Genomic DNA, 25,106 nt, shown 5'->3' on the forward strand with positions numbered 1-25,106 from the left:
CCGGTGGCGCTATCCTACCCCGATTGGCCCGCTGCTCGCGTGAATTACGTCACAGGAAAGAAAACGTTTACATACATTTTTTTAACCTGCCGATCGGCACTCATTTCAGCGTTTTGGGCTCCGCTTCGCCGGCGGCCAGCTGCGTCAGCTTGCGCCACAGCCACTCCATCGGCCCCTGAGCGAAATAACGCAGCCACAATACGGAAAACGCCAGGTTGGCCAGCCAGACCAGCGGCACGAACGCCAACAGCTGCAGCCGGTCGAACTGCTCATAGAGACCGAAGCGATAAAACAACGTGGTGCAGATCAGCGTTTGCAGCAGGTAGTTGCTCAGCGCGATGCGCCCCACCTGGCTCAGCCAGTGGGCGATGCGCAGGCGCGACAGTGCGGGCCAGAAACCGTAACACAGCGCCAGATAGCCCATCGCCTGCAGCGGGGCGCCCAGCTCACGCGGCACCTGCAGCAGGAAACCGCTCCAGCGATAGTCCCACTGCACCTGCCATTGCAGCGCCACCGCCGGCAGCTGGATCAGCACCGAAAGCGGCAGCAGCCACGCCGCCTGCCTCAGGTAATAGCCGGATGAGTAGCTGCCGCGCAGCCAGCCGCTGCGCATCAGCCCGGCGCCGAACAGCATCAGCCCCGCCAGCTCCCAGCCATACTGCGCGCCGATGGCCAGCAGGCTGGACGAGAGCAGATCGGCGCGGCTGCGCCAGGCTTCGAAACCGCCCTGCAGCTTCCAGAACTTCTCGTACTGCAACTCCGCCACGCCCGGCTGCCAGAAGCTGCCCGGTTCACCGTGCGAGATAAAACCGAGCAGCAGCAGCACCGCCACGCCGATCAGGTAGAGCACCACGCCGGTTTTCACCAGTTGGAAAGTTTCTTTGGCCTCGCGGATCATGCGCCAGCACACCAGGCCGATCAGCCCGTAGGCCAGCAGAATATCGCCGTCCCACAGGAAGATGGCGTGCGCGAGGCCGAACAGCACCAACCACGACAGCCGCGCGCGGATCCAGCTTTTGCCGCGCCGCAGCAGCATTTGCAACCCGGCGCCGAACAACAGCGCGAACATCGCCAGGAACTTGGCCTGGGCGAAGAGATCCAGCAGCGCCCAGGTCCAGGCATCGCGCGACGACGGCATCCCCAAATAGGCCGGGTTGAGATAGGCGGCCTTCGGCAAGCCGAAGGCGCTGATGTTCAGCAATAAGATGCCGAGGATGGCGATGCCGCGCACGCAGTCCAGCGTAGCGATGCGCGGCAGAGGATGACTGTTCATTTTTTATCGCTGTCTTCCGCTCATGAAAAAGGCGCCCGCAGGCGCCTGTTATGCTATTGCGAGTCGCCCCGCAACGCCATCACCCCTGGTGATGACGCACCGCGCGCAGGAACTCCTGGCGGGTATTCTGGCTGGACTTGAACAGCCCCCCCAACGAGGTGGTGGTGGTGGCGCTGGTCGCGTCGCGAATGCCGCGCGCCTTGACACAATAATGGACCGCGTCGATCGATACCGCCACGTTATTGGTACCGAGCAGGGTCTGCAGCGCGACCAGGATCTGCTGGGTCAGACGCTCTTGCACCTGCGGACGCTGGGAGAAGAACTGCACGATGCGGTTGATCTTCGACAGACCGATCACCGAGTCTTTCGGGATATAGGCCACGGTAGCCTTGCCGTCGATGGTGACGAAGTGGTGCTCGCAGGTGCTGGTCAGCGTGATATCGCGCACCGTCACCATCTCATCCACTTTCATCTTGTTCTCGATGACGGTGATTTTCGGGAAGTTGGCGTAGTCCAGCCCGGAGAAGATCTCGTCGACATACATTTTGGCGATGCGATGCGGCGTTTCCGCCAGGCTGTCGTCAGACAGATCGAGATTCAGCAGCTGCATGATTTCAGTCATGTGCTCTTTGATACGACGCTTGCGCGTTTCGCGATCCAGCACTTCCCCGCGCAGCGGTGTCTCCAGACCACGCTCTTCCAGTGCCGCATGCACCAGCGCGGCTTCTTTACTTAATGATGTCATGTATTTGTTCTCCTGCGGACGGAACCCGCCGGCGGCCTGGTAGGGCGTGCGGCCGGCGAATTGCTTGCTCTCGTGACGGCAGAGTTTTCGTGATGGATAACGTGAACCCGGTCAAGATTTTGCCCCACTGTAGATGAGAGCGCGGCGATTATCCAGTGATTGTGCTTCATCCGCAGGTGAAATATTCGCATTTAGCACAATCAGGCCGGCTGCGGGATCCCGCTTTTTTTGTATGGATTTTAATCAGCGCATCGCCGTTTTTTGCGCCAATCGCCGCGCCGGGGTATTCACTACCAGCGCACCGGCCACCAACAGCGCCGCCACCGCCACGTACAGCGCCGGCTCCAGCCGATGAGTCATGGCGGTCGACAGCGCCGACAGCATCGGCCCGACCAGTTGGCCGATCGCATAACCGGTGGTCAGCAATCCAGCCATGTAGCGCGCATGGCGCGGCGCCAGTTCACGGCCGTGCTGAAGGGCGAGCTGCACCACGCAGAGGAAGCCGCCGCCGGTCAGCACCGCCCCGAGCGCCAGGCCGGCCACGCCCGGCACCGCTTCGGCGCTCAGCACGCCCAACGCCTGTATCCACAGCGTGATCGCCAACCGGGTCTGGGTAGTTAGCCGATGGCGGGTCAGAATGCCGATGACAATCCCCAGCACCGCCGCACCGCCGAACACCGGCCAGACAAACTGCGCGAACAGGCTGGCGGGAAAGCGCGCCGCCGCCATCTGCGACAAAAAGGTCGCCGGCAGGATGTAGCCGAAGCCGGCCAGGCTGTAGCTCCACACCAGGCGTTTGAGCGCCGGCGTCAGCAGCAGCGGCTCCGGGGCCACGTCCTGGCGATGCAGCTCGCCGCTGCGCGGCAGAAAGGCGCTAATCCCCCCGACCAGCACCAGCGCCAGCCCGCCATACACCAGCCAGGCCTGCGCCGCCGTCAGCCCCAGCGCGTTGATGCCCACCGCAAGCATGCCGCTAAGGAAGATGCCGGCGCCCGGCCCGGCGAATACCGCCGCGCTCAGCGCCGGCCGGCCGTAGTGCGCCAACCGCTCGTTGGTCCAGGCCGCCACCAGCACCATCGCCCAGCCGCTGGCCCAGCCGATGACGAAGCGCAGCGCGCCGTGCGTCCATGCATCCTGCGCCAGCGCCGACAGCAGCGTCAGCGCCATCGCGCCCCATACGCCCAGCCACAGGCGCCGCTCGACGTGGCGCGTGGCGCGCATCGCGTCGTAGGCGCCGCACAGGTAGCCCAAATAGTTGATCGCCGCCACCAGCCCGGCGCCGGTGAGGCTGAACTGATGTTCCGCGATCATCAGCGGCACCTGCGGGGTGAAAGCGAAGCGGCCAATGCCCATCGCGACGATCAGCGCGGCAAAACCGCTCAAGGCAATACGTAAAGCCATACCGGTATCCAAAAGGTTAAAAGAAAGTTGCCAGTATCATGCCGCAGTATTAAACTCACAAAAACTGAATAATAGTTATCAAGTTCATCACGAAACGAGAATATTATGGATCTGACCCAGCTTCGCATGTTCTGCTGCGTAGCGGAAACCGGCTCGGTCGCCCGCGCCGCCGAGCAGCTGCACCGCGTGCCGTCGAACCTGACCACCCGGCTGCGCCAGCTTGAGCAGGAGCTGGGCGCCGATCTGTTTATCCGCGAAAAACAGCGCCTGCGCCTGTCGCCGATGGGCCATAACTTTCTGTGCTACGCCAACCGCATCCTGGCGCTGAGCGACGAGGCGATGAGCATCACCCATGCCGGTGAACCGGCGGGCAACTTCGCCCTCGGCTCGATGGAGAGCACCGCCGCCACCCGCCTGCCCTCGCTGCTGGCGGCTTACCACCAGCGTTTCTCGCAGGTGTCTCTGTCGCTGACTACCGGCACCTCCGGCGAAATCGCCGATCGGGTGCGCGCCGGCACGCTGGCGGCGGCGCTGGTCGATGGCCCGGTACCTTATGACGAGCTGAACGGCTGCATCGCCTATCCTGAACATATGGTAGTGATCTCCTGTCTCGATCACGCGCCGATCCACAGCGCCAAAGACGCCAACGGCGAAACGCTGTTCGCCTTTCGCGCCAGCTGCTCCTATCGCCTGCGGCTGGAGGCCTGGTTCAAGCGCGAAGGCGCGCGGCCGGGGCAGATCATGGAGATCCAGTCCTATCACGCCATGCTGGCCTGCGTCGCCAGCGGCGCCGGGCTGGCGATGATCCCGCATTCGGTGCTCAGCCTGCTGCCGGGCCATGAGCGGGTCCGGGTTCACACCCTGCCGCCGGACGTGGCCGACACCGCCACCTGGCTGCTGTGGCGCCGCGACGCGTTCGGGCCGAACGTGCGCGCGCTGAAAGAATTGATTATTGAACAGACGGAAATCGCCGCTGTTGATGAAAGCACCCCCAACGATTTATCAGACGTTATCGATATCGCCTGATTTAAAAGAAAGCCACTGAGGAGACTATGATGGAGATGATCAAAACCCGCGCCGCCGTTGCCTGGGGCCCGAACCAGCCGCTGAAGATCGAAGAAGTCGAGCTGATGCCACCGCAAAAAGGCGAAGTGCTGGTGCGGATCGTCGCTACCGGCGTTTGTCACACCGACGCCTACACCCTGTCCGGCAAAGATCCGGAAGGCGTGTTCCCGGCAATCCTCGGCCACGAGGGCGGCGGCGTGGTGGAAGCGGTCGGTGAAGGCGTCACCAGCGTGGCGGTCGGTGACCACGTGATCCCGCTCTACACCCCGGAGTGCGGCGAGTGCAAATTCTGTAAATCCGGCAAGACCAACCTGTGCCAGGCGATCCGCGCCACCCAGGGTAAAGGCCTGATGCCGGACGGCACCACCCGCTTCTTCAAGGACGGCAAGCCGATCTTCCACTACATGGGCACTTCCACCTTCTCCGAATACACCGTGGTGCCGGAGATTTCACTGGCGAAAATCAACAAGGAAGCGCCGCTGGAAGAAGTGTGCCTGCTGGGCTGTGGCGTCACCACCGGCATGGGCGCGGTGATGAACACCGCCAAAGTGCAGCCGGGCGACACCGTGGCGATCTTCGGCCTGGGCGGCATCGGCCTGTCGGCGATCATCGGCGCGCAGATGGCCGGCGCGGGCCGCATCATCGGCATCGACATCAACACCAGCAAGTTCGATCTGGCGCGCAAGCTGGGCGCTACCGATCTGATCAACCCGAAAGACTATGACAAACCGATTCAGGAGGTGATCGTCGAGCTGACCGACGGCGGCGTCGACTTCTCCTTCGAGTGCATCGGCAACGTCAACGTGATGCGTTCCGCGCTGGAGTGCTGCCACAAGGGCTGGGGTGAATCGGTGATCATCGGCGTCGCAGGCGCCGGCGAAGAAATCTCGACCCGGCCGTTCCAGCTGGTCACCGGCCGCGTCTGGCGCGGCTCGGCATTCGGCGGCGTCAAGGGCCGTTCGCAGCTGCCGGGCATCGTCGAGCGCTATCTGGACGGCGAATTCGCGCTGAACGACTTTATCACCCACACCATGGGGCTGGAGCAGATCAACGAAGCGTTCGATTTGATGCACGAAGGCAAATCGATCCGTTCCGTCATCCACTTCGACAAATAAGCCAGGAGGCAGAGATGACGCTGTCATTGGAACTTCTCGAAGAGCACCGCATGTTCGGCGGCTGGCAACAGCGTTATCGCCACGCGGCGCAGAGCCTGAATTGCAACATGACATTCAGCATCTACCTGCCGCCGCCGCGCGATGACAACCCGCCGCCGGTGCTGTACTGGCTGTCGGGGCTGACCTGCAACGACGAGAACTTCACGTTGAAAGCCGGCGCGCAGCGCATCGCCGCCGAGCTGGGCCTGGTGCTGGTGATGCCGGATACCAGCCCGCGCGGTGACGAGGTGCCGAACGACGAAGGTTACGATCTGGGCCAGGGCGCCGGGTTCTACCTGAACGCCACCCAGGCGCCGTGGGATCGCCACTTCCGCATGTACGACTACATCAGCGCCGAACTGCCGGCGCTGATCGAACAGCACTTCAGCGTCAGCGATCGTCAGTCGATCTTCGGCCACTCGATGGGCGGCCACGGCGCGCTGATGATGGCATTTCGCAATCCGCAGCGCTTCCGCTCGGTATCGGCGTTCGCGCCGATCGTCAACCCATGCCAGGTGCCGTGGGGCCGCAAGGCGTTCACCGCCTATCTGGGCAGCGACGAGAGCCAGTGGCTGCAGTACGACAGCTGCCATCTGCTGGCCAGCGGCGCGGAAAAAATGCCGGTCCTGATCGACCAGGGCGATGACGACCAGTTCCTGGCCGATCAGCTGCAGCCGGCGCGGCTGGCCGAACTGGCGCGCCAGCGCGACTGGCCGCTGACGCTGCGCATTCAGCCGGGGTACGATCACAGCTACTTCACCATCGCCACCTTCGTGGAAGATCACCTGCGCTTCCACGCCGAGCACCTGTTCCGCTAATAAAAAAATCCGGGCGGTTATTAACCCGTCCGGATTTATTCAAAAGCCATCAATCAGAAAATCGATAGCGGCTTTAATTTGATTCCTGTGCTCATTGACATTACCAACGGCCTTCCCAATCTGCGAAATACGTACGGCAGCCATCTCATGCGTCATAACAAGAAACTTTTCGCCGTTGACCTCAATCTCCGGGCATAAACGTGCAGAAATTTTAACCCTGACGTTATCCAAAGCATAAAGGGGGATCATTAACCGGGTCGAGAGGACATCAATAAGATCGCTTTGAACGTCCAGTAAGTAGGGATAGGCTGATGCCGGATACGTATTGTCATATACGGTAAATTGCATATTTAAAATGTCCGATATTCATCAGACAACAAACCATTTTCTTCAGTGATACGATTAAGTTCTTCTAACGCCGCGCGATTTTGCTCGCGCCACTGTTGAATCTCAATATCCCTGACGCGGACGCTCAATGCGTCCGTCAATACGGATGACACATTGACGCCCAGGGATTTTGCGCGCTGGAAAAGATCGCGATCGATGGTTACGTTGACTGTCTTTTTCGTCACATTGCTATTTGCCATATCCATACCTCATCCCTGTAATATACACGGGTCAAATTTTCATCAATTATACTCGTAAAACAGGGGTATGCCAATTCAGCGATGCCCTCACCCCTTCAATTTGGGATCGAGCGCGTCGCGCAATCCGTCGCCCAACAGGTTGAACGCCAGCACGGTGATGAATATCGCCAGGCTGGGGAAGATCGCCACGTGCGGCGCGATCACCATATCGGCGCGCGCTTCGTTGAGCATCGCCCCCCACTCCGGCGTCGGCGGCTGGGCGCCCAGGCCCAAAAACGACAGGCTGGCGGCGGTGATGATCGAGGTGCCGATGCGCAGGGTGAAATAGACCACGATCGAAGACAGGGTGCCTGGCAGGATGTGCCGCAGGATGATGGTCCAGTCCGAGGCGCCGATGCTGCGCGCCGACTCGATATAGGTCAGGTGCTTCAGCACCAGCGTATTGCCGCGCACCAGGCGGGCGAAGGCCGGAATGCTAAAGATCGCCACCGCGACGATCACGTTGGCCATGCCGCTGCCCATGATCGCCACCACGCCGATCGCCAGCAAAATGCCGGGAAACGCGAACAGCACGTCGCAGACGCGCATGGTGAGGCGATCCCACCAGCCTTCATAGTAACCGGCCAGCAGCCCCAGCAGGGTGCCGATCGCCCCGCCCGCCAGCACCGAGAACACCCCGGCCGCCAGCGAAATGCGCGCGCCCATCAGGATGCGGCTGAAAATATCGCGTCCGAGGGAATCCACCCCCAGCCAGTGCATCAGCGAAGGCCCTTCGTTCAGCCGGTCGTAATCGAAATAGTTTTCCGCATCGAACGGCGCCAGATAAGGCGCCAGCAGCGCCGCCGCAATCAGCAGCAGCACCAACAGGCCGGCGACCAGCGCCGCCCGCTGGCGGCGAAAACGCCGCCAAAACTCGCCCCACGGCGTGCGTACCGCGTTGGGGTCGATAAGCGGCATCGCCTTCAGTGCGGCGTTGCGCCGCCAATGCTTAATCATGCCGCCTCCTCATTGGTAACGAATCGCCGGGTTGATCGCCGCGTACAACATATCCACCAGCAGGTTGATCAGGATGAACTCCAGCGAGAACAGCAGCACCTCGGCCTGGATCACCGGGTAATCGCGCATCTCCACCGAGTCCACCAGCAAGCGCCCCAGCCCCGGCCAGTTGAACACCTTTTCCACCACGATCGAACCGCCGAGCAGGAAGCCGAACTGCAGCCCCATCATGGTCACTACCGGGATCATCGCGTTGCGCAGGCCGTGCTTCATCACCACCACGCTTTCCCGCACGCCCTTGGCGCGCGCGGTGCGCATGTAGTCCTCCTGCAACACCTCGACGAACGAAGCGCGGGTAAAACGCGCCATCACCGCCGCCACCGCCGCCCCCAAGGTGATAGAAGGCAGAATGTAGTGCCGCCAGCTGTCGGCGCCCACCGTCGGCAGCCACCCCAGCTCGACCGAGAACACCTGCATCAGCAGCATGCCGAGCGCAAAGGCCGGGAACGAGATCCCCGATACCGCCAGCGTCATGCCGAGACGATCCGGCCAACGGTTACGCCACACCGCCGACACCACGCCGATCGCCAGGCCGAACGCTACCGCCCACAGCATGCTGGCGACGGTCAGCCAGAAGGTCGGCATAAAGCGCGAGGCGATCTCTTCGCTCACCGGGCGCTTGGACACCATCGAGATGCCGAAGTCGCCCCGCAGCGCGTTGACGAAAAAGTGCGCGAACTGCTGCGGCAGCGGCTTATCCAACCCCAGATCCTTGCGCACCAGCTGCACCACCGCCTCGTCGGCCTCCGGCCCCGCCGCCAGCCGCGCCGGATCGCCCGGCAGCAGGTGGACGAACAGGAACACCAGCACCGCCACGATCAGCAGCGTCGGGATCAGGCCCAGCAGTCGTTTCAGAAAATAATTGAGCATCTCATTCCTTCCCCCACCTGCCGCCGTCTGGCCGCAGGCGGGGATGGGCGCCTTATTTCAGATCGGCGTTATCAAAGTTGAACGAGGTATCCGGCATCACGTAGAAGCCGCTCAGCTGTTTGCTGTTGGCCGACAACAGACGTTCGGTCGCCAGGAAGATCCAGGGCGCGTCGGCCCAGATGCGATCCTGTGCGTCCTGATACAGTTTCTGCTTCTCGGCGCGATCGGTGGTCGCCAGCGCGTCGGTCAGATCCTTGTCCACCTGCGGGTTGCTGTAGAACGCGGTGTTGAACTGCTTCGGCGGCGCCGCCTGGGTGGAGAACAGCGGCGACAGCGCCCAGTCCGCTTCCCCGGTCGAGGCCGACCAGCCGGTGTAGAACAGCCGCACGCCGGTGTCTTTCACCCCGACGCTCTCCACCTGCGCCGCGCGCTGCCCGGCATCCATCGCCGTCACCGTCACTTTCACCCCCACCTGCGCCAGCTGCTGTTGGGTGAACTGCAGCACTTTCTGCGCGGTGCTGTGGTTGTGGGACGACCACAGCGTGGTGGTGAAGCCGTTCGGGTAGCCGGCCTCTTTCAACAGCTCGCGCGCCTTGGCCGGATCGTACGGCCACGGCTTGTAGCGGGCGGCGAAATCGATGGCCGGGGGCACCGGCCCTTCCGCCGGCACCGCATAACCGGCGAACGCCACCTTGATCAGCGCGTCCTTGTTAATCGCGTAGTTGAGCGCCTGGCGCACCTTCGGGTTGTCGAACGGCTTTTGAGTGACGTTCATGCTGATGTAACGCTGCAGGATCGATGGCGCAGCCACCACGTCCAGCTTGGCGTTGCCCTCCAGCACCTTGGCCTGCTCGTAAGGGATCGGGAAGGCGAAGGTCGCCTCGCCGGTCTGCAGCATCGCCGCGCGGGTGTTGTTATCCACCACCGGGCGCCAGGTGATGCTGTCGAGCTTCGGCAGCCCCGGCTGCCAGTAGCCGTCGAACTTCTTCACCTTGACGAAATCGGTCTGGTTCCAGGTCACGAACTGATACGGCCCGGTGCCGACCGGGTGGAAACCGATCTCTTTGCCGTATTGCTTCAGCGCCGCCGGGGAGATGATCGCCGCCGCCGGGTGCGCCAGATTGTTGACGAACGCCGAGAACGGCGCCTTCAGCACGATCTTCACCGTATTGGCGTCCACCGCCTCGGTTTTGTCGATCATCTTGAACAGGTTGTAGCGCTTGAGGTGGCTGTCCGGGTTACTGGCGCGATCGAGGTTGGCCTTCACCGCCTCGGCGTTGAACGCGGTGCCGTCGTGGAATTTAATGCCCTGACGCAGTTTGACGGTATAGGTCAGGCCGTCTTTGCTGACCTCATAGCTGTCCGCCAGCACGTTCACCAGCTTCATGTCCTTGTCGAAGCCGAACAACCCCTGATAGAAAGACTTGGCCACCGCCTGCGACAGCGTGTCGTTGGCGTCGTAAGGATCAAGAGTGGTGAAATTGGACGCCACGGCAATCACCGCGTCCTTCGCCGCCCAAACCGGGCCGGTTCCCGCCGCCAGCAGTATGGCGGCCAACAGCGCATTGCGTTTGAATGTGTGCTTCATGTCGCTTGTCTCTCCTGAGGTCTTTAAAAAGCACCGGCGATCGGGTGGCGGGCGACAAAATGCCCGGCGCCAACCTGCACCAGCGGTGCGGTAACGGGTTCATCGCCCAGTGCGCGCACTGGGCTCGGGATCTCATCGGCCGGCAGCGGCTGCCGTTTGTGGGCATGAGCGGGATCGGCTACCGGCACCGCCGCCATCAACTTGCGGGTATAGGGGTGCTGCGGATTGTCGAATACCGCCTGCCGCGGGCCGATCTCGACAATTTGCCCGAGGTACATCACCGCCACCCGGTGGCTGATACGCTCCACCACCGCCATGTCGTGTGAAATGAACAGAAAAGCGATGCCGAACTCACGCTGCAGATCGAGCAGCAGATTGACGATCTGCGCCTGAATCGACACGTCCAGCGCCGAGACCGCTTCATCGGCGATCACCACTTTCGGGTTCAGCGCCAGCGCGCGCGCGATGCAGATGCGTTGGCGCTGGCCGCCGGAAAATTCGTGCGGATATCGGCGCGCATGCTCCGGCTGCAGACCGACGCGTTCCAGCAGCCAGGCCACCCGCCGTTCCGCCTCACGGCCGCGCATCACGTTGTGCACCAACAGCGGCTCCATGATGGAGAAACCGACCGTCAGGCGCGGATCGAGCGAGGCGTAAGGATCTTGAAAGATGAACTGAATATCGCGCCGCAGATGCTGCAGCGCCGACCCCTTCAATTGGTCTATCCGCCGCCCGGCGAAGGTGATGGTGCCGCTCTGGCTGTCCACCAGCTTCAGCAAAGCGCGCCCGGTGGTGGACTTACCGCAGCCGGACTCGCCCACCAGCCCCAGCGTCTCGCCAGGGTAAAGATCGAAACTGACGTTTTCTACCGCGTGCACCCGGCGAGTGACCCGATTGAACAACCCGCCGCGCAGATCAAAACGCGTGACCAGATGCTCCACCCGCAGGATCGGCGCAGCGTCTGGCGGCACGGTATCCTGCGGCGCCGTATCCCCCTCGCCATCCGCCAGCGGAAACTTCGCCGGCAGCGGCCGATCGGCCATCTCCCCCAGCTTCGGCACCGCCGCCAGCAGTGCCCGGGTATAGGCCTGTTGCGGCGCGGCGAATAATTCACGCACTCGATTCTGTTCCACCTGCTCGCCGCGGCGCATCACCAGCACCCGATCGGCTATCTCTGCCACCACGCCCATGTCGTGAGTGATGAAGATCACCCCCATCTGCATCTCCTGTTGCAGCACGCGGATCAGCTGCAGGATCTGCGCCTGAATGGTGACGTCGAGGGCGGTAGTGGGTTCATCGGCAATCAGCAACGCCGGCTTGCAAGAGAGCGCCATAGCGATCATCACCCGCTGGCGCATGCCGCCGGAAAGCTGATGCGGGTAGCGCCCCAGCACCTCTTTGGCCTCCGGAATGCGCACCAGATCGAGCATGCGCAGCGCCTCCTGACGCGCGCTGCGGTGGTCCATGCCCTGATGCAGGCGCAGCGATTCGGCGATCTGCTCGCCGACCGGAAATACCGGGTTGAGCGAGGTCATCGGCTCCTGGAAGATCATCGCCATGTCGGCGCCGCGCACCGTGCGCAGCGTGCTCTGCGAGGCATGCGCCAGATCGAGCAACGCGCCGTCGCGCCGGCGCAGCGTCATGGCGCCGCTGACGATGCGCCCACCGCCCTGCTCCACCAGCCGCATCAGTCCCAGTGAAGTCACCGATTTGCCAGAGCCGGACTCACCGACGATCGCCAGCGTCTCGCCGCGATCGAGATCGAACGACAGGTTGCGCACCGCTTCCACGGCGCCGTCCGCTTGAGGAAAACGGATGCTCAGATCGCGCACCGTCAGCACCCGCTGCGGCGGCAATGACAACCCGTCGCCGGCGGGCCGGAATGAAACGTCGGTCATACACCCTCCCGGTGAACGCTTAGCGATAAATCCCGACGGACGGCGCATCGCCGATATAACCAAAACCGCGATACATCCCCTCGCAGTTAAACGGCAGCGCGATATTGCCGTGGCGATCGACGGCGATCATGCCGCCGCTGCCACCCAGTGCAGGCAGCTTCTCCATCACCACCCGATCGCTGGCCGCCTGCAGGCTGAGGCCGCCGTATTCGATCAGGGCGGAGACGTCATAGGCCGCCACGCCGCGCATGAAGATCTCGCCGGTGCCGGTGCTGGAGACCGCCACGGTGGCGTTGTTGGCATAGCAACCGGCGCCGATAATCGGCGTGTCGCCCACTCGCCCTGCCTGCTTGTTGGTCATGCCGCCGGTGGAGGTGGCGGCGGCAAGGTTGCCCAGCGCATCCAGCGCCACCGCGCCGACGGTGCCGAATTTGCGATCGGGATCGAGCGGATCGCCGGCCTGTGCCGCGCCGTCGTGATCGAGCAATACCCGGCCCTGCTCCGCCTGAGCGCGGTGCAGCTGATCAAAGCGTTCTTGGGTAAAAAAGAAGTCGGGGGTAACCATTTCCAGGCCGTGGGCGGCGGCAAACTTCTCGGCGCCTTCGGCGGCAAACAGCACGTGTTCGCTGTTTTCCAGCACCGCGCGCGCCGCCAGCACCGGGTTGCGGATATGGCTGACGCCGGCGACAGCGCCGGCGTCGCAGGTGCGGCCGTCCATCACGCAGGCATCCAGTTCGTGGGTGCCCTGATGGGTAAACACCGAGCCTTTGCCGGCGTTGAACAGCGGGCACTCTTCGAGCAGCCGCACCGCTTCGGTCACCGCATCCAGCGCGCTGCCGCCCTGTGCCAATACCGCCTGCCCGGCGGCCACGATCTCGGACAGCGCCTGGATATACTGCCGTTCTTTTTCCGCACTCAGCGCCGCCCGGGTAATTGCGCCCGCGCCGCCATGAATGGCAATCACTGGTTTGCTCATTTGCCTGACACCCTGTGTTAATCCCGCCGTTGCGCAGCGAATAAGCTGAGCGCGGTATCATTATTATTCAGTCTTTTCGACTCTATTTAGTCCTACAGTGGAAGTACAGCATAACGTCCACGTCCCGCTTTTAGCGTAGCGCGCTTAGACCATTTCGCACCTTGAAATAGCTTATTGGAATAAAAACAGCAGGTTATAAAAAGCAGTAAACCGCTGGTAGTGCGGCTGGGATTATTGGTAATTTCGCGAGAGGAAATAGCGGTAGAGCGTAATGAAATAAACGTTCGCGCTGAGTCACGCTTATTGCGGCGCCCGGCCTGCTGTTTTTACCCGGCCGGGCGCAGATAATCCAACGATTAAAAACCCGAGCCGGGCTGCCGTAAAAAGGCCTCTTCTTCCGGCGTGCTGGTGCGCCCCAATATCGCATTGCGATGCGGGTAGCGGCCGAAACGATCGATGATCGCCTTATGCCGCAGCTCGAACTCCAACTGGTCACCGTTATTGAGCTCGGTATACAGCACCAGCGCCTGCTGGTGGATCAGCGGCGATTCCGAATGCATGAACGGTAGATAGAGAAAACCTCGCTGTTCGCGGCTCAGCCGTTCGCACTCCCCGCTGCGGATCGCCTCCTGCGCCAGGACCAGCGCCATGCCGTCGCAGGCGAACGACTGCGGCGTGCCGCGAAACAGGTTGCGGCTGAACTGATCGAGCACGATCACCTCCGCCAGGCGCCCTTCGATGGTGTCGCGCCAGTGCGCCAGCTCTCCCGCCGCCGCCGCCCGCCAGATTTCGCCAAAACGGCTGTGCAGCAGACGATCGAAATCGTCGTCCTTTTTAAACCACATCACCGGTTCGATCTCGTCGAACCAGAACTCGATAACCTGTTTATGCATCATGATTCTCCTCTGTTTTACGCAGTTTATACCCGTTCGCGCTTCCGGCGCAGTGCGAAAGATGGCGGGCATAACCCGTTCTCCCCCCCGGCGTTCTCTGCCATAATACCCGCACTTTGTCGCTATCAATGCGCACCCTGATTACGGAGTTCCCCTTATGGATCATTGCCATACTTCCGATCTCATCTCCCTGGAGCAAGCGCTGGAAAAAATGCTCGGGCAGATCGCCCCGCTGCAGCAGACCGAATCCGTCGCCCTGACCGCCGCCGCCGGCCGCATCACCGCCGCGCCGGTGGTCTCGCCGCTCGACGTACCGCCGTTCGCCAACTCGGCGATGGACGGCTATGCGGTGCGCCTCGCCGATCTGGCGGCCAATGCGCCGCTGCCGGTCGCCGGGAAAGCCTTCGCCGGCGCGCCGTTCGACGGCCAATGGCCGGCCAACAGCTGCGTGCGCATCATGACCGGCGCGCCGATCCCGGCCGGGGCGGACGCGGTGATCATGCAGGAACAGGCCGAAGTGAGCGACCAGGGCGTGCGTTTTACCGCCCCGGTAGAAGCCGGCCAGAATATCCGTTTGGCGGGTGAAGACATTCGCCAAGGCGCCAGCGTGTTGCCGGCCGGCGTGAAGCTGGGCGCCGCGCAGCTGCCGCTGCTGGCCTCGCTCGGGGTCGCCGAAGTGCAGGTGATGCGTAAGCTGAAGGTCGCGGTGTTCTCCACCGGCGACGAACTGCAGCCGGTCGGCCAGCCGCTGCAGGCGGGCCAAATCTACGACACCAACCGCTTCGCGGTACGCCTGATGCTGGAGCAACTGGGCTGCGACGTGCTCGATCTCGGCATTATCCGTGACGATCGCGATGCGCTGCGCGCCGCTTTCGAACAAGCGGACAGCCAGGCCGACGTGGTGATCAGCAGCGGCGGCGTCTCGGTCGGCGAAGCCGACTATACCAAACAGATGCTGGACGAGTTGGGCCAGGTCAGCTTCTGGAAGCTGGCGATCAAACCCGGCAAACCGTTCGCCTTCGGCAAACTGGGCCACGCCTGGTTCTGCGGCCTGCCGGGCAACCCGGTTTCCGCCGCCCTGACCTTCTACCAACTGGTGCAACCGCTGCTGGCGAAGCTGGCCGGTCACAGTGACTGGCGCCTGCCGCCGCGCCTGCGCGCACGGGCGCTAACCCCGCTGAAGAAATCGCCGGGCCGCCTCGATTTTCAGCGCGGCGTGTTCAGCAGCAACGCCGCGGGTGAACTGGAGGTCAGCACTACCGGCCACCAGGGCTCGCACGTCTTCAGCTCCTACAGCCAGGGCAACTGTTTCATCGTGCTGGAACGCGAACGCGGTTCGGTGGCGGTAGGCGAAACGGTGGAGATCGAGCCGTTCAACGCCCTGCTGAGGAGCTGAACATGCTGCCGGAATTGACCGACGCCGAAGCGCTGCGCTACAACCGCCAGATCGTGCTGCGCGGCTTTGACTTCGACGGCCAGGAGAAGCTGAAGGCCGCCCGCGTGCTGATCGCCGGGCTGGGCGGGCTGGGCTGCGCCGCCGCGCCATATCTGGCGGCGGCCGGCGTCGGCCATCTGGTGCTGGTGGATTTCGACACCGTCTCGCTCTCCAACCTGCAGCGCCAGATCCTGCACCGCGACGATCGCATCGGCCAGAGCAAAGTCGCCTCCGCCAGGCAGGAACTGAGCGCCATCAATCCGCATATTCGCATCGACGCCATCGACGGCCGTCTGGAAGATGACGCGATCGCGGCAGAGATCGCCGCCTGCGATCTGGTGCTCGACTGCACCGACAACGTGGCGGCGCGCGACGCCCTGAATCGCCTGTGCCACGCACAGCGCAAGCCGCTGGTTTCCGGCGCGGCGATCCGTATGGAAGGCCAGCTCAGCGTATTCACCTATCAGCCGGGCGAGCCCTGCTACCGCTGCCTGAGCCGGCTGTTCGGCGACAGCGCCCTCACCTGCGTCGAAGCAGGCGTGATGGCGCCGCTGGTCGGCACCATCGGCACCCTGCAGGCGATGGAAGCCATCAAGCTGCTGGCCGACTATGGTCAGCCGCTGCGCGGCAAGCTGTTGATGTTCGATGCGATGAGCATGCAGTTCCGCGAGATGAGACTGCCGAAGGATCCACACTGCGAAGTGTGCGGCGGGGCGTGACGGCTTCGTCATTAGTAGCTTGAGAGGTCGGTGTTGGAAAATCGTGGCACAATATATTTTCCAATACGTTTGTGAAAGTAAAATGCCTCTGGCAGAAATTGAAGCTACCCAGCCTTATTGCAATATAAGACGAAAAGATATTAGATTCGGCAACAAGCTCACCGGAATGGAAATGGGTTGCCGCTCTCATTATCACCGAGTGCGTATTTGATCAACAGTTCAGCCGGCATGACCACACGATGGCTGCCGCTGATCATATTAACGATCACACTGCGTGGGCCTTCACGCCAGCGGGCATCAGCATAAAATTGAGTAAGCTGACTTTCCATTTCTGACTCGTTTAGAAATGACCGCACCAGATAATAATTATCAGGATCATGGAGTGAATTACCAAAGCGTAATACTTTCACCCCAATTTTCAGGTGCAGAGGTACACTCTGTTCTTTCATAATATCGTGAAATGCAGCGCCTGTGCCGGGTTTTAACGTGTATTGGAGCACTTCTATCACTGTTGTCATACGGTTTACCACCTCATTATCTCTTTTCTCTATCATGACCTGATTAGTATATCAAGCCTGTCGATATGGTGGGGTTACTCCTTCTAAGGCATTACTATACAGCAAAACCTCTTTCACTACATGATCAGTTATAATTATAAAAAAATAGTAAACATTCATTAAATTTATAGCACCATGAATTAATTCTACTACTTAGTTTTTAAACAACCCTAAGAAATACTGTTCATACATACGGATCATCCTGCCGCTAAAGCACATTCCAAAATGTTACTCTGAAGTTAACGTTTGTAGCTTTATGTGTATTGTTTGTCATTTTACGGAGTGCTAGTTTCTTTCCGCGCACCAAAAGTGTGGTCGTTATAAATAATATAATTAGCGTCAAAATCTTTATTCCAGGGAAATGACAGGTGGCAATCATTCGCAATCAATAATGCGGAGTTTGCTATACACAAAATGGATTTAGGAAAAATTTAATGCAACACACCGATCTATTAATGATTGGCTGCGGCCCATCAAACCTCGCTGTAGGTGTCGCACTTGAAGAATGTGCTGAAGTTCACAACATCAACTCTTCTCTCATTCTGGAAAAAGACACTTCTGTTTGTTGGCATAGGGGAATGTTATTTCCTGAAGCGCAGTCTCAGGTTTCCTTTCTGAAAGATCTGGTCACGCAGCGTGATCCGACCAGCCGGTTCAGCTTTCTCAATTTTTTGCATAAAACCAAACGCCTGGACAGTTTTGTCAACCTGCAGACGTTTAACCCCTACCGTAAAGAGATTTCGGATTATTTGCAGTGGGTAGCGGATGGCCTGGAGAAAACACAGGTTATTTACAACAGCAAAGTAGTGGCAGTCAGACCGGAACTTGCATCGGAAGGGCAAATTACTGGCTGGCACGTAACCGTTGAAAATGGCGACAGTTACCGCGCCCACCGTCTGATTTTTGGGGCTGGCCGCGACCTCAATATCCCGGCTGTGTTTGAGCATGTCTCACCGGATAATGTGATCCATAGTGCCAATTTCCTGACGGCTCTCGAACAAATGAAGTGCGGTAGAGTTAACCGTATCGCGGTAATTGGCGGCGCGCAAAGCAGTGCCGAAATGTATCAATCCTGCCTTGAGCATTTCCCCACGGCCAATATCACCATGATCATGCGCTCCATCGGGCTGGTGAATTATGAAGGCAGTCAATTCACCAATACGTTATTTCAGAATGACTATATCAACACGTATTTCAATTGTGACAATGAGACTCGTGAAAAGACCCTGGCGGCGATGCATACCACCAACTATTCCGGCGTGGCGCCATCAACTTTATCTGGGCTCTACCGTTTCCATTATTTGCAGGAGTTGCGTGGCGAAAATCGGGCGGTAATGCTGACGCAATGCGATATTTTACATGCGGTAGATGATGACGGCGGCGTACTGATCACCTGGAAAGATAACAAGTCAGGCCACTCACACTCTGCGCGTTTTGACGTAGTGTTGCTGGGTACAGGATATAAGAATAAAACACCGACACTCTTCGACAGCCTGTCAAATCATCTTGATATCGAAAAAATCTGTGTCGACCGCAATTACCGTGCTGTATTGCCCTATTCCCCCGGCGTTTCTCTGCATCTGCAGGGAGTTAACGAAAACACGCATGGCATTGCGGATTCGTTGTTGAGTGTACTGGCTTTCCGTTCAAAAGAAATTATTGACGATATCACGGCCTGATTTTAGGGAAAAAAAATGCATTCTTTTAAACCACTTGATCGCACCTCTATGCGATTCGAGAACAATCTGCACGCCCAGCGTTTGATGCCGTGGCCCGAACTGAACGCGCCGTTTGAAAGTTCATGGTGCGTTATTGCACCTGGCACGTCTTCGACACCGCATGATCACCACGAATACGAAATATTCGTCGCCATTAAAGGTGAGGCATTTATTGTGTGCGAAGGTGAAAAAACGCGTTTTAAAGCCGGCGACACCGTTCAATTCCCGCCATTCACCCGGCATTGCGTGCTCAATGAAAGCCCCGAGCCGTTCGAAATGTACAGCATTTGGTGGGATGAGGAGATGTCCTCACGTTTTGCTCAACGTCATCAACAAAAAAATCAGGTGTCAGACCATGTCTAAAACACTCGTTATTGCCCCACCGCCCACGCCCAATGGCGATCTGCACGTTGGCCACATGGCCGGGCCTTACTTGGCCGGCGATATTTACGCTCGCTACCTGCGCCTGACCGGAGAGCGCGTCAACTACGCGACCGGCACTGATGACAGCCAAACCTATGTTGTCACCAGCGCCTACAAACTGGGCACATCCCCGGAAAATTTATGCCGTCAGGCTGCCGACGACATCAGGCAAAGCCTGAATGACTGGGGAGTCGAGCTGGATGGCTATGCCCCGTTCGATGACGGCTATAAAGAAATGGTCTACGCCTTTTTGTCTCCCCTACATGAGCAGGGCAAGTTCCGGCTCAAAACCGTCAAACTGCCGTACTCGACACACCGCAATACGTTTATGGTGGAGTCGTTCGTGTCCGGTGAATGCCCGACCTGCCTAGCGCAGTCCCGCGGTGGATTGTGTGAAAGTTGCGGACACCCCAACAACTTTGATGGATTAAAAAACCCGGTGGCGACATTGCCCCCCTACGAATCACTGGAGTACAGAGAAACGGAGATCCTGGTGTTCCCGGTGGAGGCATACAGGGCCGAGCTGGAGCGTTATTACGCCGCGAAAAAAGGCAGCTGGCGCCCGCACATTCTTCAGCTAATGACGGAGCTGTTCAGCCGAGAGCTGATCGATTTCCCTATCACTTACCCCATTGCCTGGGGATTGCCATCGCATTTTCCCGGCACGGAGGGGCAAGTGCTCAACGCCTGGGCGGAGGGGATGCCGGCATCGATGTACTGCAACGCCTGTGGCGAAAACAACGCGGCGCCGACGGATGCAACCTGGCGTGCTGAAACAGGCAATCGCCTGGCGTATTTCCTCGGCTTCGACAACTCCTATTTTTGGGGAGTGACGCATCTTGCCTTGCTGATGGCGCATGAGGGTAAGTATCTGTTGCCTGACACCATCGTGCCCAATGAGTTTTACGAGCTGGAAAATGCCAAATTTTCGACCAGCCGCGGCCATTTGATCTGGGCCAGCGATCTGGTAAAAAACCTGCCTCGCGACTATGCCCGTTTCTATCTTTGCCTGACCAGTCCGGAACACAACCGGAACAATTTCAGCCGGGATGCCCTCAGTCAAATCCTTAACGAACGACTGATTTCCGCCTGGAATGCGCTTGCCCGTGCATACGCCACGCAACGCTGGGAATTGCGCCAGAATGACGATGAGGCCAATACTCCTCTGCTGGTGGACACCATGCGTCAGCGCCTGGCTCTGCCCTGTCGTCTCGAGACGTTCAGCCAAAGCCGATTGGCTGACTGGTGCCTGCACCATATTGGGCGCTTGCAGGAGCTGGTTGCGGAAGAAAGCGATATCAGCCTGAAGGCAATTAATCAACAGTTACGGGTCCTCGTCGACGGCCTGGGGTTGATCATGATTGACCTCCACCACGCTATCGTGAATGCCAATCCGCTGAACGGCAGTGAACAATGGGCCTTGCCTGAACTGCCGCCGATCGCCACATTCACCAACAGTGGGTCATATGCGTCCTAACATCGCCATCATCGGGGCCGGCATTACCGGCGTCATGACTGCGCTGGCTTGCGCCCGTAAGGGCGCAAGCGTTGAGCTGTATGATGCCGCCGCCATTCCGAACGCTGCCAATCTGTCGTGGGCACATGGCCGTTTGTGGAAACACGCGCACGAAAACAATGCCGCGTTGCAACCGCTGGCTGCGCGCTCGCTTGCTTTCTGGCGCCAACTCATCGACGCCGGCAGCGAGACAGCCGGTTGTCAGACGCAATCCATTCGTGTGGTGGATGACGCCGATTGTCGTCGTTTGGTGCAGTTGTATGACGCGCTGGCGATAGGTTATGACATCCAGGATCCCGTGTTGTCGACACAGAGCAGCCTGTTGCGCATGCCCAGTGCCAATCGACGGCTCTTCGTCGGCCATGACGCCATTCTTCTCGATGCACAAAAGGTGTATGCACATTTGTGCCAGGCGCTGGCAAACACGGGAAGCATCGTGTTGAAACCGCATACGCGTGTAGATCTCGGCACCATTCGGGAGGGGAGGCATTTTAGTGTTAACGGTGAGCGTAAAAGCTACACGGCGGTGATTTGCACGGCGAGCCGTCCTCTCACCCGACACATTGGCCGGTCAGGCGTCGCTCCGGCGCCGCAATATCAGGTACACCTTGACGTGCACCTCAACGATGCCCGTGCGTGCTTGTTAAAGCCGGTGCTGACGATGGGAGATGAACAGCGATCATGGTGTGTACCGTCGCCGGAACGTCGGGTGCTTAAAGTGAGCGCCAGTCGATTTTCCTACTCGATGCCGCCAGACAGTCACGACCTGCAGGTGTGTAAGCGGTATTTGCTTGACCGACTACGCGTTAAATACGACCAGGTGGATGTCGTCGTGTCGCCCTACTTTGAATTGCCGGCTGAAAAACGGCAAGGCACTGCTTACTGGGGCCGGCACGATGTCACCGGATGCATCGCCGTTGAAGCGTGCGATGCCTCTATTTTTAAGATCGCCCCGGCGCTGTCCGAGCAGATCAGCCAGTATGTCATTCACGGAGTTAACGAATGAGTAATGAAACCATTTTGCTGAACGTCACAACCCGTCAGATCAGCAAAAGAAACGAAAATCTAATCCTTGCCGCGTCGCTGGTTTCCACTCTGGGGAGCGGAATACTCACCATCGCCAACGCGCTGATCATTTCACAGAGCATGGGAACGGCGAAAGCCGTGGGCACGCTGTTCATTCTGATCGCACTACCGCAAGCCTTTTTCTCGGTGTTGTTCGGCAAGTTATCCGATACCTACGACAGAAAGAAGATCTGCATCATTACCAACGTGGTCAACGCGGCCATCGTCATTGGCGTTTTGGCCGGCATCAATACATTCACCGATCCTTCGATGGTCATCTTTGTCTGCAGCTTTATGCTGTCCATGACCATGGCTATGTTCTTCCCGGCCAATAACGCCATCATCAAAGACTCGGTAGAGTCGGGCAGAATGGCCGCATTCAATGCCAAACTCGAAATGGCAGTGCAAATTGGTGCTTTGACATCGGTGGCGATCGGTGGGTTTCTGATCCAGCTGATTGGTGTGGATTTCGTGTTTGTGCTGAACACCATCACCTTCATCGCCAGTGCGGCGCTGTTTTTCATGCTGACGCCGCGTGTACAGGGATCAGATGAAGCGCCCGAAGGCGGTACCGCCTCTGAACCAGTGCCGGCCACAACCTTACCCGCCGTGAGAAAACCCTGGCTGATGCTGCTGTATGGAGTCGGCAACATCATCGTGACGGTCAGCAATATGCTGTTGGTGCTGTTGGTCACCAAACATTTTGCCTCCGGCGCCGGCGTTCTGGGTGTGGTTGATGCACTGGCCGGCGTAGGGGTGGCCATCGCCGCCGCCATGACACCATTCCTGCAGAAGCGCTTTTCCTTACTGACGATAGTCATGTTCGGCTACGTGGCGAATGCGGCATTTATTGCCCTGCAGCCGCAATTTACGTTGCCGTGGCTGATGGTCTTCTTCCCGCTTGGTGCCGTGTGTTTTGGCCTGGCGCGTATCTCGTGCCGCACGCTGATGTTCAACACCATTCCTTCCCATTACACCGGCCGTTTCTTCGGCTTCAGCAACGCAATTGGGCTGACGTCGGCCGTCGTACTGACCTACGCCATTGGCGAGCTGGTCGATAGCACCACTGTCCTAGCCGGATATGTGGCGTTGGCGCTGGCAGTGGTCTTCCTGGCGCTTTTGGCATCAACCCTGGTCTTTAAAGGAAAAACAAAATGAAATTATTGGCGATTGAAGTCGGGCAATTTGGTGATTACTACAATTCGCGCTACCAACAGGTGGAGCAGCACGGTATTGAGCTGTATGTCTTGTCCGGAGTGGCTGACAGCGATCACTGGCATGCCGGGCGATTCTTTGTTTCCGACAGCATGGACATCAACGATTTGACCACGCTGGCCATACAGCTGCATCGGGATTTTCACTTTGACGGGGTGTTCACCTTCGCGGAGAACAGCGTGATCGCCACGGCCATGATCGCCGACGCCCTGCAGCTGCCGAGCATCCCGGTTGAGGCGGCGGTAAAAAGCCGCAACAAGCTTGCCATGCGCGAAGCCCACCGTGTCGGTCAGGCACCTCACCCAGAATTTCGGCTGACACCGACGCTGCCTGAAGCGCTTGAGGCGGCGGCGACTCTCGGTTATCCGGTGATCCTCAAACCCACACTGGGTTCGGCCAGCCAATTCGTCTACCGCGTCGACACGCCTAAACAAATGGCAGAGTTCTTCCCTAAAGCCCTGATCGGCATATCAGAAATGAGCCAATTCAAAAATGAAGGGATCACGGACGTACTGGGCCCCAACTCGCTGCTGGTCGAGTCGTATCTGGATGGACGTGAATTTCTGATCGAGGCCTATTCCTGGGACGGCGTCACGGTGCTGGGCTCCATCGTCGATCGTGTCACCCTGGAAGGGAACTCGTTTGATGATGATGTCCATCACACGCCGACCGTTCTTGATGGTCTGGATCTGCAACGCGTGCATGACGCGGTGCATGCCGGTGCCGTGGCGCAGGGACTGACGCGCAGTGTGATGCACGCAGAGATCCGGTTCCATCAGGATAAACCCTACATCGTTGAGATTGCCGCCCGGCCTGGCGGCGGCGGCCTCGATTTTATGGCCCGCATCTCCGCCGGCTATTGCCCTATCAAAGCGGTCATTGATATGGCGATTGGGCAGAAACCGGACTACCAGTGTTATTCGCCAACCGGTAAACACACGTTTGCGCTTTGCCTGATCTCCTCGCCTGGGCGGATCGACACCATCAGCGTCCCTGAACACATTACGCAGGATCCGAACACCTTCATGCTGAAAATCATTTCACCGCTCGGCAGCGTCATCAAACGGCCGCCGTTGGGGAACGATATTATCGGTTTCCTGGGCGTTAAGGGCGACAGTCGCCAGGAGACAGAACAGAAAGCGATGAACTACAGCCAGCAGGTGATTGTGACGACACGATGAAAAAGATCGGACTGGCGATAGCGTTAGGGAAAGATGCCAACAGCCATACACGAACCTTTATTGAGGCTATTAATTATAGCCTCAAGCATTTCCCAGAATTAAAACAAAACACGTTGAAAATTGTCAATGATGAAAAGTCGTCGGCAGGAGGGGAGCGCGCCGCTGTTGAGTTGATTGAATGGGGTGCTGACGTGGTTGTCGGTCATTTTTCTAGTTTTGCCGCGTTGGCGGCATTACCATTATATCTCCGACAATCCATACCCCTGATATTACCGGCCTCGACAGCGTGTGAGTTTGGTGAATTTAACAAGATTAATCGAGTCGAGGTAATTAAGTATCAGAAAGATGATGCCGCCTTGATGGCTTATTGCATTGATGACAGCATTATTAACTGTCAGGAAGGAAATGTTTATGCGGTGGTACAGAATAACTCTTATGCCAACCGGATGATGGATCACTTCCCTCTCTTGACCGATGTTCAGATCATCCGGGAGTTGCCTGGGCGAACTGAAAAAGGGGATACGTTTATTATCATTGGCCTCAGTGATTTTGCATCGGCCATCATCAAACAGTTATCTCAAACACAGGTTTATCGGATTCTGTTGGTTGACGACTCGGACAGTGTTGAAGTGCATAAATCATGCATTTTGCGGCCTCAACGTTTGTCGCGTGTTCGTTCGGCGTCGCATATTTCGCGGCATGGCATGAAGCGGCCATACTGGAATGAAACTATGCTGGCATTATCACTGGCCTGCAGCATTACCTCGCAACAGGTAGCCGAAAATGGGGAGGGATTAAGTTTCAACACCTATCTTGGATTACAGGACTTCGATAACTCTAATTGCTATGGCGATTGCATATTGATCTCAGAAGAGCTGATCTAGCCGGCTGTTTGAACGCGCAGGCTACATCTGAGCGTCTTATCGCAAAAGCGCAAAGTTTGTAAAACATTG

General features: G+C 58.9%; 24 protein-coding genes. 12 read left to right on the forward strand and 12 right to left on the reverse strand.

Annotated features, from left to right (window positions below; all coding sequences use genetic code 11):
* Positions 1-100 precede the first annotated feature (100 nt).
* The 3 genes from yeiB to N6G83_RS10775 all read right to left on the reverse strand — a co-directional run bounded on the left by yeiB (position 101) and on the right by N6G83_RS10775 (position 3,419).
* The gene (yeiB, locus tag N6G83_RS10765; protein WP_308317657.1) at positions 101-1,273 is read right to left on the reverse strand and encodes a DUF418 domain-containing protein YeiB; all 1,173 of its coding nucleotides are present in this window, start codon (positions 1,271-1,273) and stop codon (positions 101-103) included.
* A 79-nt stretch (positions 1,274-1,352) separates the two neighbouring features.
* Positions 1,353-2,018: a GTP cyclohydrolase I FolE gene (gene folE / locus N6G83_RS10770; RefSeq protein ID WP_004938969.1), complete on the reverse strand. Its 666-nt coding sequence runs from the start codon at positions 2,016-2,018 to the stop codon at positions 1,353-1,355.
* 243 nt (positions 2,019-2,261) lie between these two features.
* Entirely contained in the window at positions 2,262-3,419 is a 1,158-nt protein-coding gene (locus tag N6G83_RS10775; protein ID WP_025302146.1) for a YbfB/YjiJ family MFS transporter, read from the reverse strand.
* Positions 3,420-3,524: 105 nt separating this feature from the next.
* On the opposite strand from N6G83_RS10775, the gene ptrR reads away from it, so the two are divergent.
* The 3 genes from ptrR to fghA are packed head-to-tail and all read left to right on the forward strand — an operon-like array spanning position 3,525 to position 6,456.
* Complete coding sequence (gene ptrR / locus N6G83_RS10780) at positions 3,525-4,445, forward strand: putrescine utilization regulator PtrR (protein WP_025302145.1); 921 nt, start codon at positions 3,525-3,527, stop codon at positions 4,443-4,445.
* Between the two features lie 29 nt (positions 4,446-4,474).
* Entirely contained in the window at positions 4,475-5,599 is a 1,125-nt protein-coding gene (locus tag N6G83_RS10785; RefSeq protein ID WP_016928454.1) for an S-(hydroxymethyl)glutathione dehydrogenase/class III alcohol dehydrogenase, read from the forward strand.
* 14 nt (positions 5,600-5,613) lie between these two features.
* Positions 5,614-6,456, forward strand: coding sequence for an S-formylglutathione hydrolase (gene fghA, locus N6G83_RS10790; RefSeq protein ID WP_015377214.1), 843 nt, complete (start codon positions 5,614-5,616; stop codon positions 6,454-6,456).
* A gap of 39 nt (positions 6,457-6,495) precedes the next feature.
* On the opposite strand, the gene N6G83_RS10795 is transcribed toward fghA, so the two are convergent.
* The 8 genes from N6G83_RS10795 to N6G83_RS10830 all read right to left on the reverse strand — a co-directional run bounded on the left by N6G83_RS10795 (position 6,496) and on the right by N6G83_RS10830 (position 14,324).
* Positions 6,496-6,804: a CcdB family protein gene (locus N6G83_RS10795; protein WP_025302144.1), complete on the reverse strand. Its 309-nt coding sequence runs from the start codon at positions 6,802-6,804 to the stop codon at positions 6,496-6,498.
* A 2-nt stretch (positions 6,805-6,806) separates the two neighbouring features.
* A complete protein-coding gene (locus N6G83_RS10800) occupies positions 6,807-7,049 on the reverse strand; it encodes a type II toxin-antitoxin system CcdA family antitoxin (protein ID WP_079449478.1) in 243 nt (80 codons plus the stop codon).
* Positions 7,050-7,130: 81 nt separating this feature from the next.
* Complete coding sequence (gene gsiD, locus N6G83_RS10805; protein ID WP_169540348.1) at positions 7,131-8,039, reverse strand: glutathione ABC transporter permease GsiD; 909 nt, start codon at positions 8,037-8,039, stop codon at positions 7,131-7,133.
* Between the two features lie 9 nt (positions 8,040-8,048).
* Positions 8,049-8,969: a glutathione ABC transporter permease GsiC gene (gene gsiC, locus N6G83_RS10810; protein ID WP_025302141.1), complete on the reverse strand. Its 921-nt coding sequence runs from the start codon at positions 8,967-8,969 to the stop codon at positions 8,049-8,051.
* Positions 8,970-9,021: 52 nt separating this feature from the next.
* Positions 9,022-10,557, reverse strand: coding sequence for a glutathione ABC transporter substrate-binding protein GsiB (gsiB, locus tag N6G83_RS10815; RefSeq protein ID WP_025302140.1), 1,536 nt, complete (start codon positions 10,555-10,557; stop codon positions 9,022-9,024).
* Between the two features lie 23 nt (positions 10,558-10,580).
* Positions 10,581-12,455 carry a dipeptide ABC transporter ATP-binding protein gene (locus N6G83_RS10820; RefSeq protein WP_164099780.1) on the reverse strand — a complete coding sequence of 625 codons (1,875 nt, stop codon included), beginning with the start codon at positions 12,453-12,455 and terminating at the stop codon, positions 10,581-10,583.
* 19 nt (positions 12,456-12,474) lie between these two features.
* Positions 12,475-13,431: an isoaspartyl peptidase/L-asparaginase family protein gene (locus N6G83_RS10825; protein ID WP_260515301.1), complete on the reverse strand. Its 957-nt coding sequence runs from the start codon at positions 13,429-13,431 to the stop codon at positions 12,475-12,477.
* A gap of 356 nt (positions 13,432-13,787) precedes the next feature.
* A complete protein-coding gene (locus N6G83_RS10830; protein WP_049295271.1) occupies positions 13,788-14,324 on the reverse strand; it encodes a DUF924 family protein in 537 nt (178 codons plus the stop codon).
* Between the two features lie 157 nt (positions 14,325-14,481).
* Between N6G83_RS10830 and moeA the strand changes: the two genes are divergently transcribed.
* Entirely contained in the window at positions 14,482-15,720 is a 1,239-nt protein-coding gene (gene moeA, locus N6G83_RS10835) for a molybdopterin molybdotransferase MoeA (protein ID WP_260515303.1), read from the forward strand.
* 2 nt (positions 15,721-15,722) lie between these two features.
* Positions 15,723-16,478, forward strand: a complete 756-nt coding sequence (gene moeB, locus N6G83_RS10840; protein ID WP_260515305.1) for a molybdopterin-synthase adenylyltransferase MoeB — start codon at positions 15,723-15,725, stop codon at positions 16,476-16,478.
* A 158-nt stretch (positions 16,479-16,636) separates the two neighbouring features.
* Here the strand turns inward: moeB and N6G83_RS10845 are convergent, their stop codons facing one another.
* Positions 16,637-16,996 (reverse strand): NIPSNAP family protein, encoded by a 360-nt coding sequence (locus N6G83_RS10845; RefSeq protein ID WP_260515306.1) that lies wholly within the window; start codon positions 16,994-16,996, stop codon positions 16,637-16,639.
* A gap of 473 nt (positions 16,997-17,469) precedes the next feature.
* On the opposite strand from N6G83_RS10845, the gene N6G83_RS10850 reads away from it, so the two are divergent.
* From N6G83_RS10850 to N6G83_RS10880, 7 genes are read left to right on the forward strand one after another with little or no spacing between them, the layout of a single operon-like run.
* On the forward strand, positions 17,470-18,714 hold the full coding sequence (locus tag N6G83_RS10850; RefSeq protein ID WP_147822988.1) for a SidA/IucD/PvdA family monooxygenase: 1,245 nt from the start codon (positions 17,470-17,472) through the stop codon (positions 18,712-18,714).
* A 15-nt stretch (positions 18,715-18,729) separates the two neighbouring features.
* Positions 18,730-19,116 (forward strand): cupin domain-containing protein, encoded by a 387-nt coding sequence (locus N6G83_RS10855; protein ID WP_082996920.1) that lies wholly within the window; start codon positions 18,730-18,732, stop codon positions 19,114-19,116.
* A complete protein-coding gene (locus N6G83_RS10860; RefSeq protein ID WP_147822987.1) occupies positions 19,109-20,653 on the forward strand; it encodes a class I tRNA ligase family protein in 1,545 nt (514 codons plus the stop codon). The genes N6G83_RS10855 and N6G83_RS10860 overlap by 8 nt, the downstream gene beginning before the upstream one ends.
* Entirely contained in the window at positions 20,643-21,698 is a 1,056-nt protein-coding gene (locus N6G83_RS10865) for an NAD(P)/FAD-dependent oxidoreductase (protein ID WP_147822986.1), read from the forward strand. Before N6G83_RS10860 ends, N6G83_RS10865 begins: the two co-directional genes overlap by 11 nt.
* Positions 21,695-22,915: an MFS transporter gene (locus tag N6G83_RS10870; protein WP_147822985.1), complete on the forward strand. Its 1,221-nt coding sequence runs from the start codon at positions 21,695-21,697 to the stop codon at positions 22,913-22,915. The genes N6G83_RS10865 and N6G83_RS10870 overlap by 4 nt, the downstream gene beginning before the upstream one ends.
* On the forward strand, positions 22,912-24,153 hold the full coding sequence (locus tag N6G83_RS10875; RefSeq protein WP_260515308.1) for an ATP-grasp domain-containing protein: 1,242 nt from the start codon (positions 22,912-22,914) through the stop codon (positions 24,151-24,153). Before N6G83_RS10870 ends, N6G83_RS10875 begins: the two co-directional genes overlap by 4 nt.
* Positions 24,150-25,037, forward strand: a complete 888-nt coding sequence (locus tag N6G83_RS10880; protein WP_147822983.1) for a hypothetical protein — start codon at positions 24,150-24,152, stop codon at positions 25,035-25,037. The genes N6G83_RS10875 and N6G83_RS10880 overlap by 4 nt, the downstream gene beginning before the upstream one ends.
* Positions 25,038-25,106 lie beyond the last annotated feature (69 nt).

Source organism: Serratia sp. PL7, assembly GCF_945957435.1.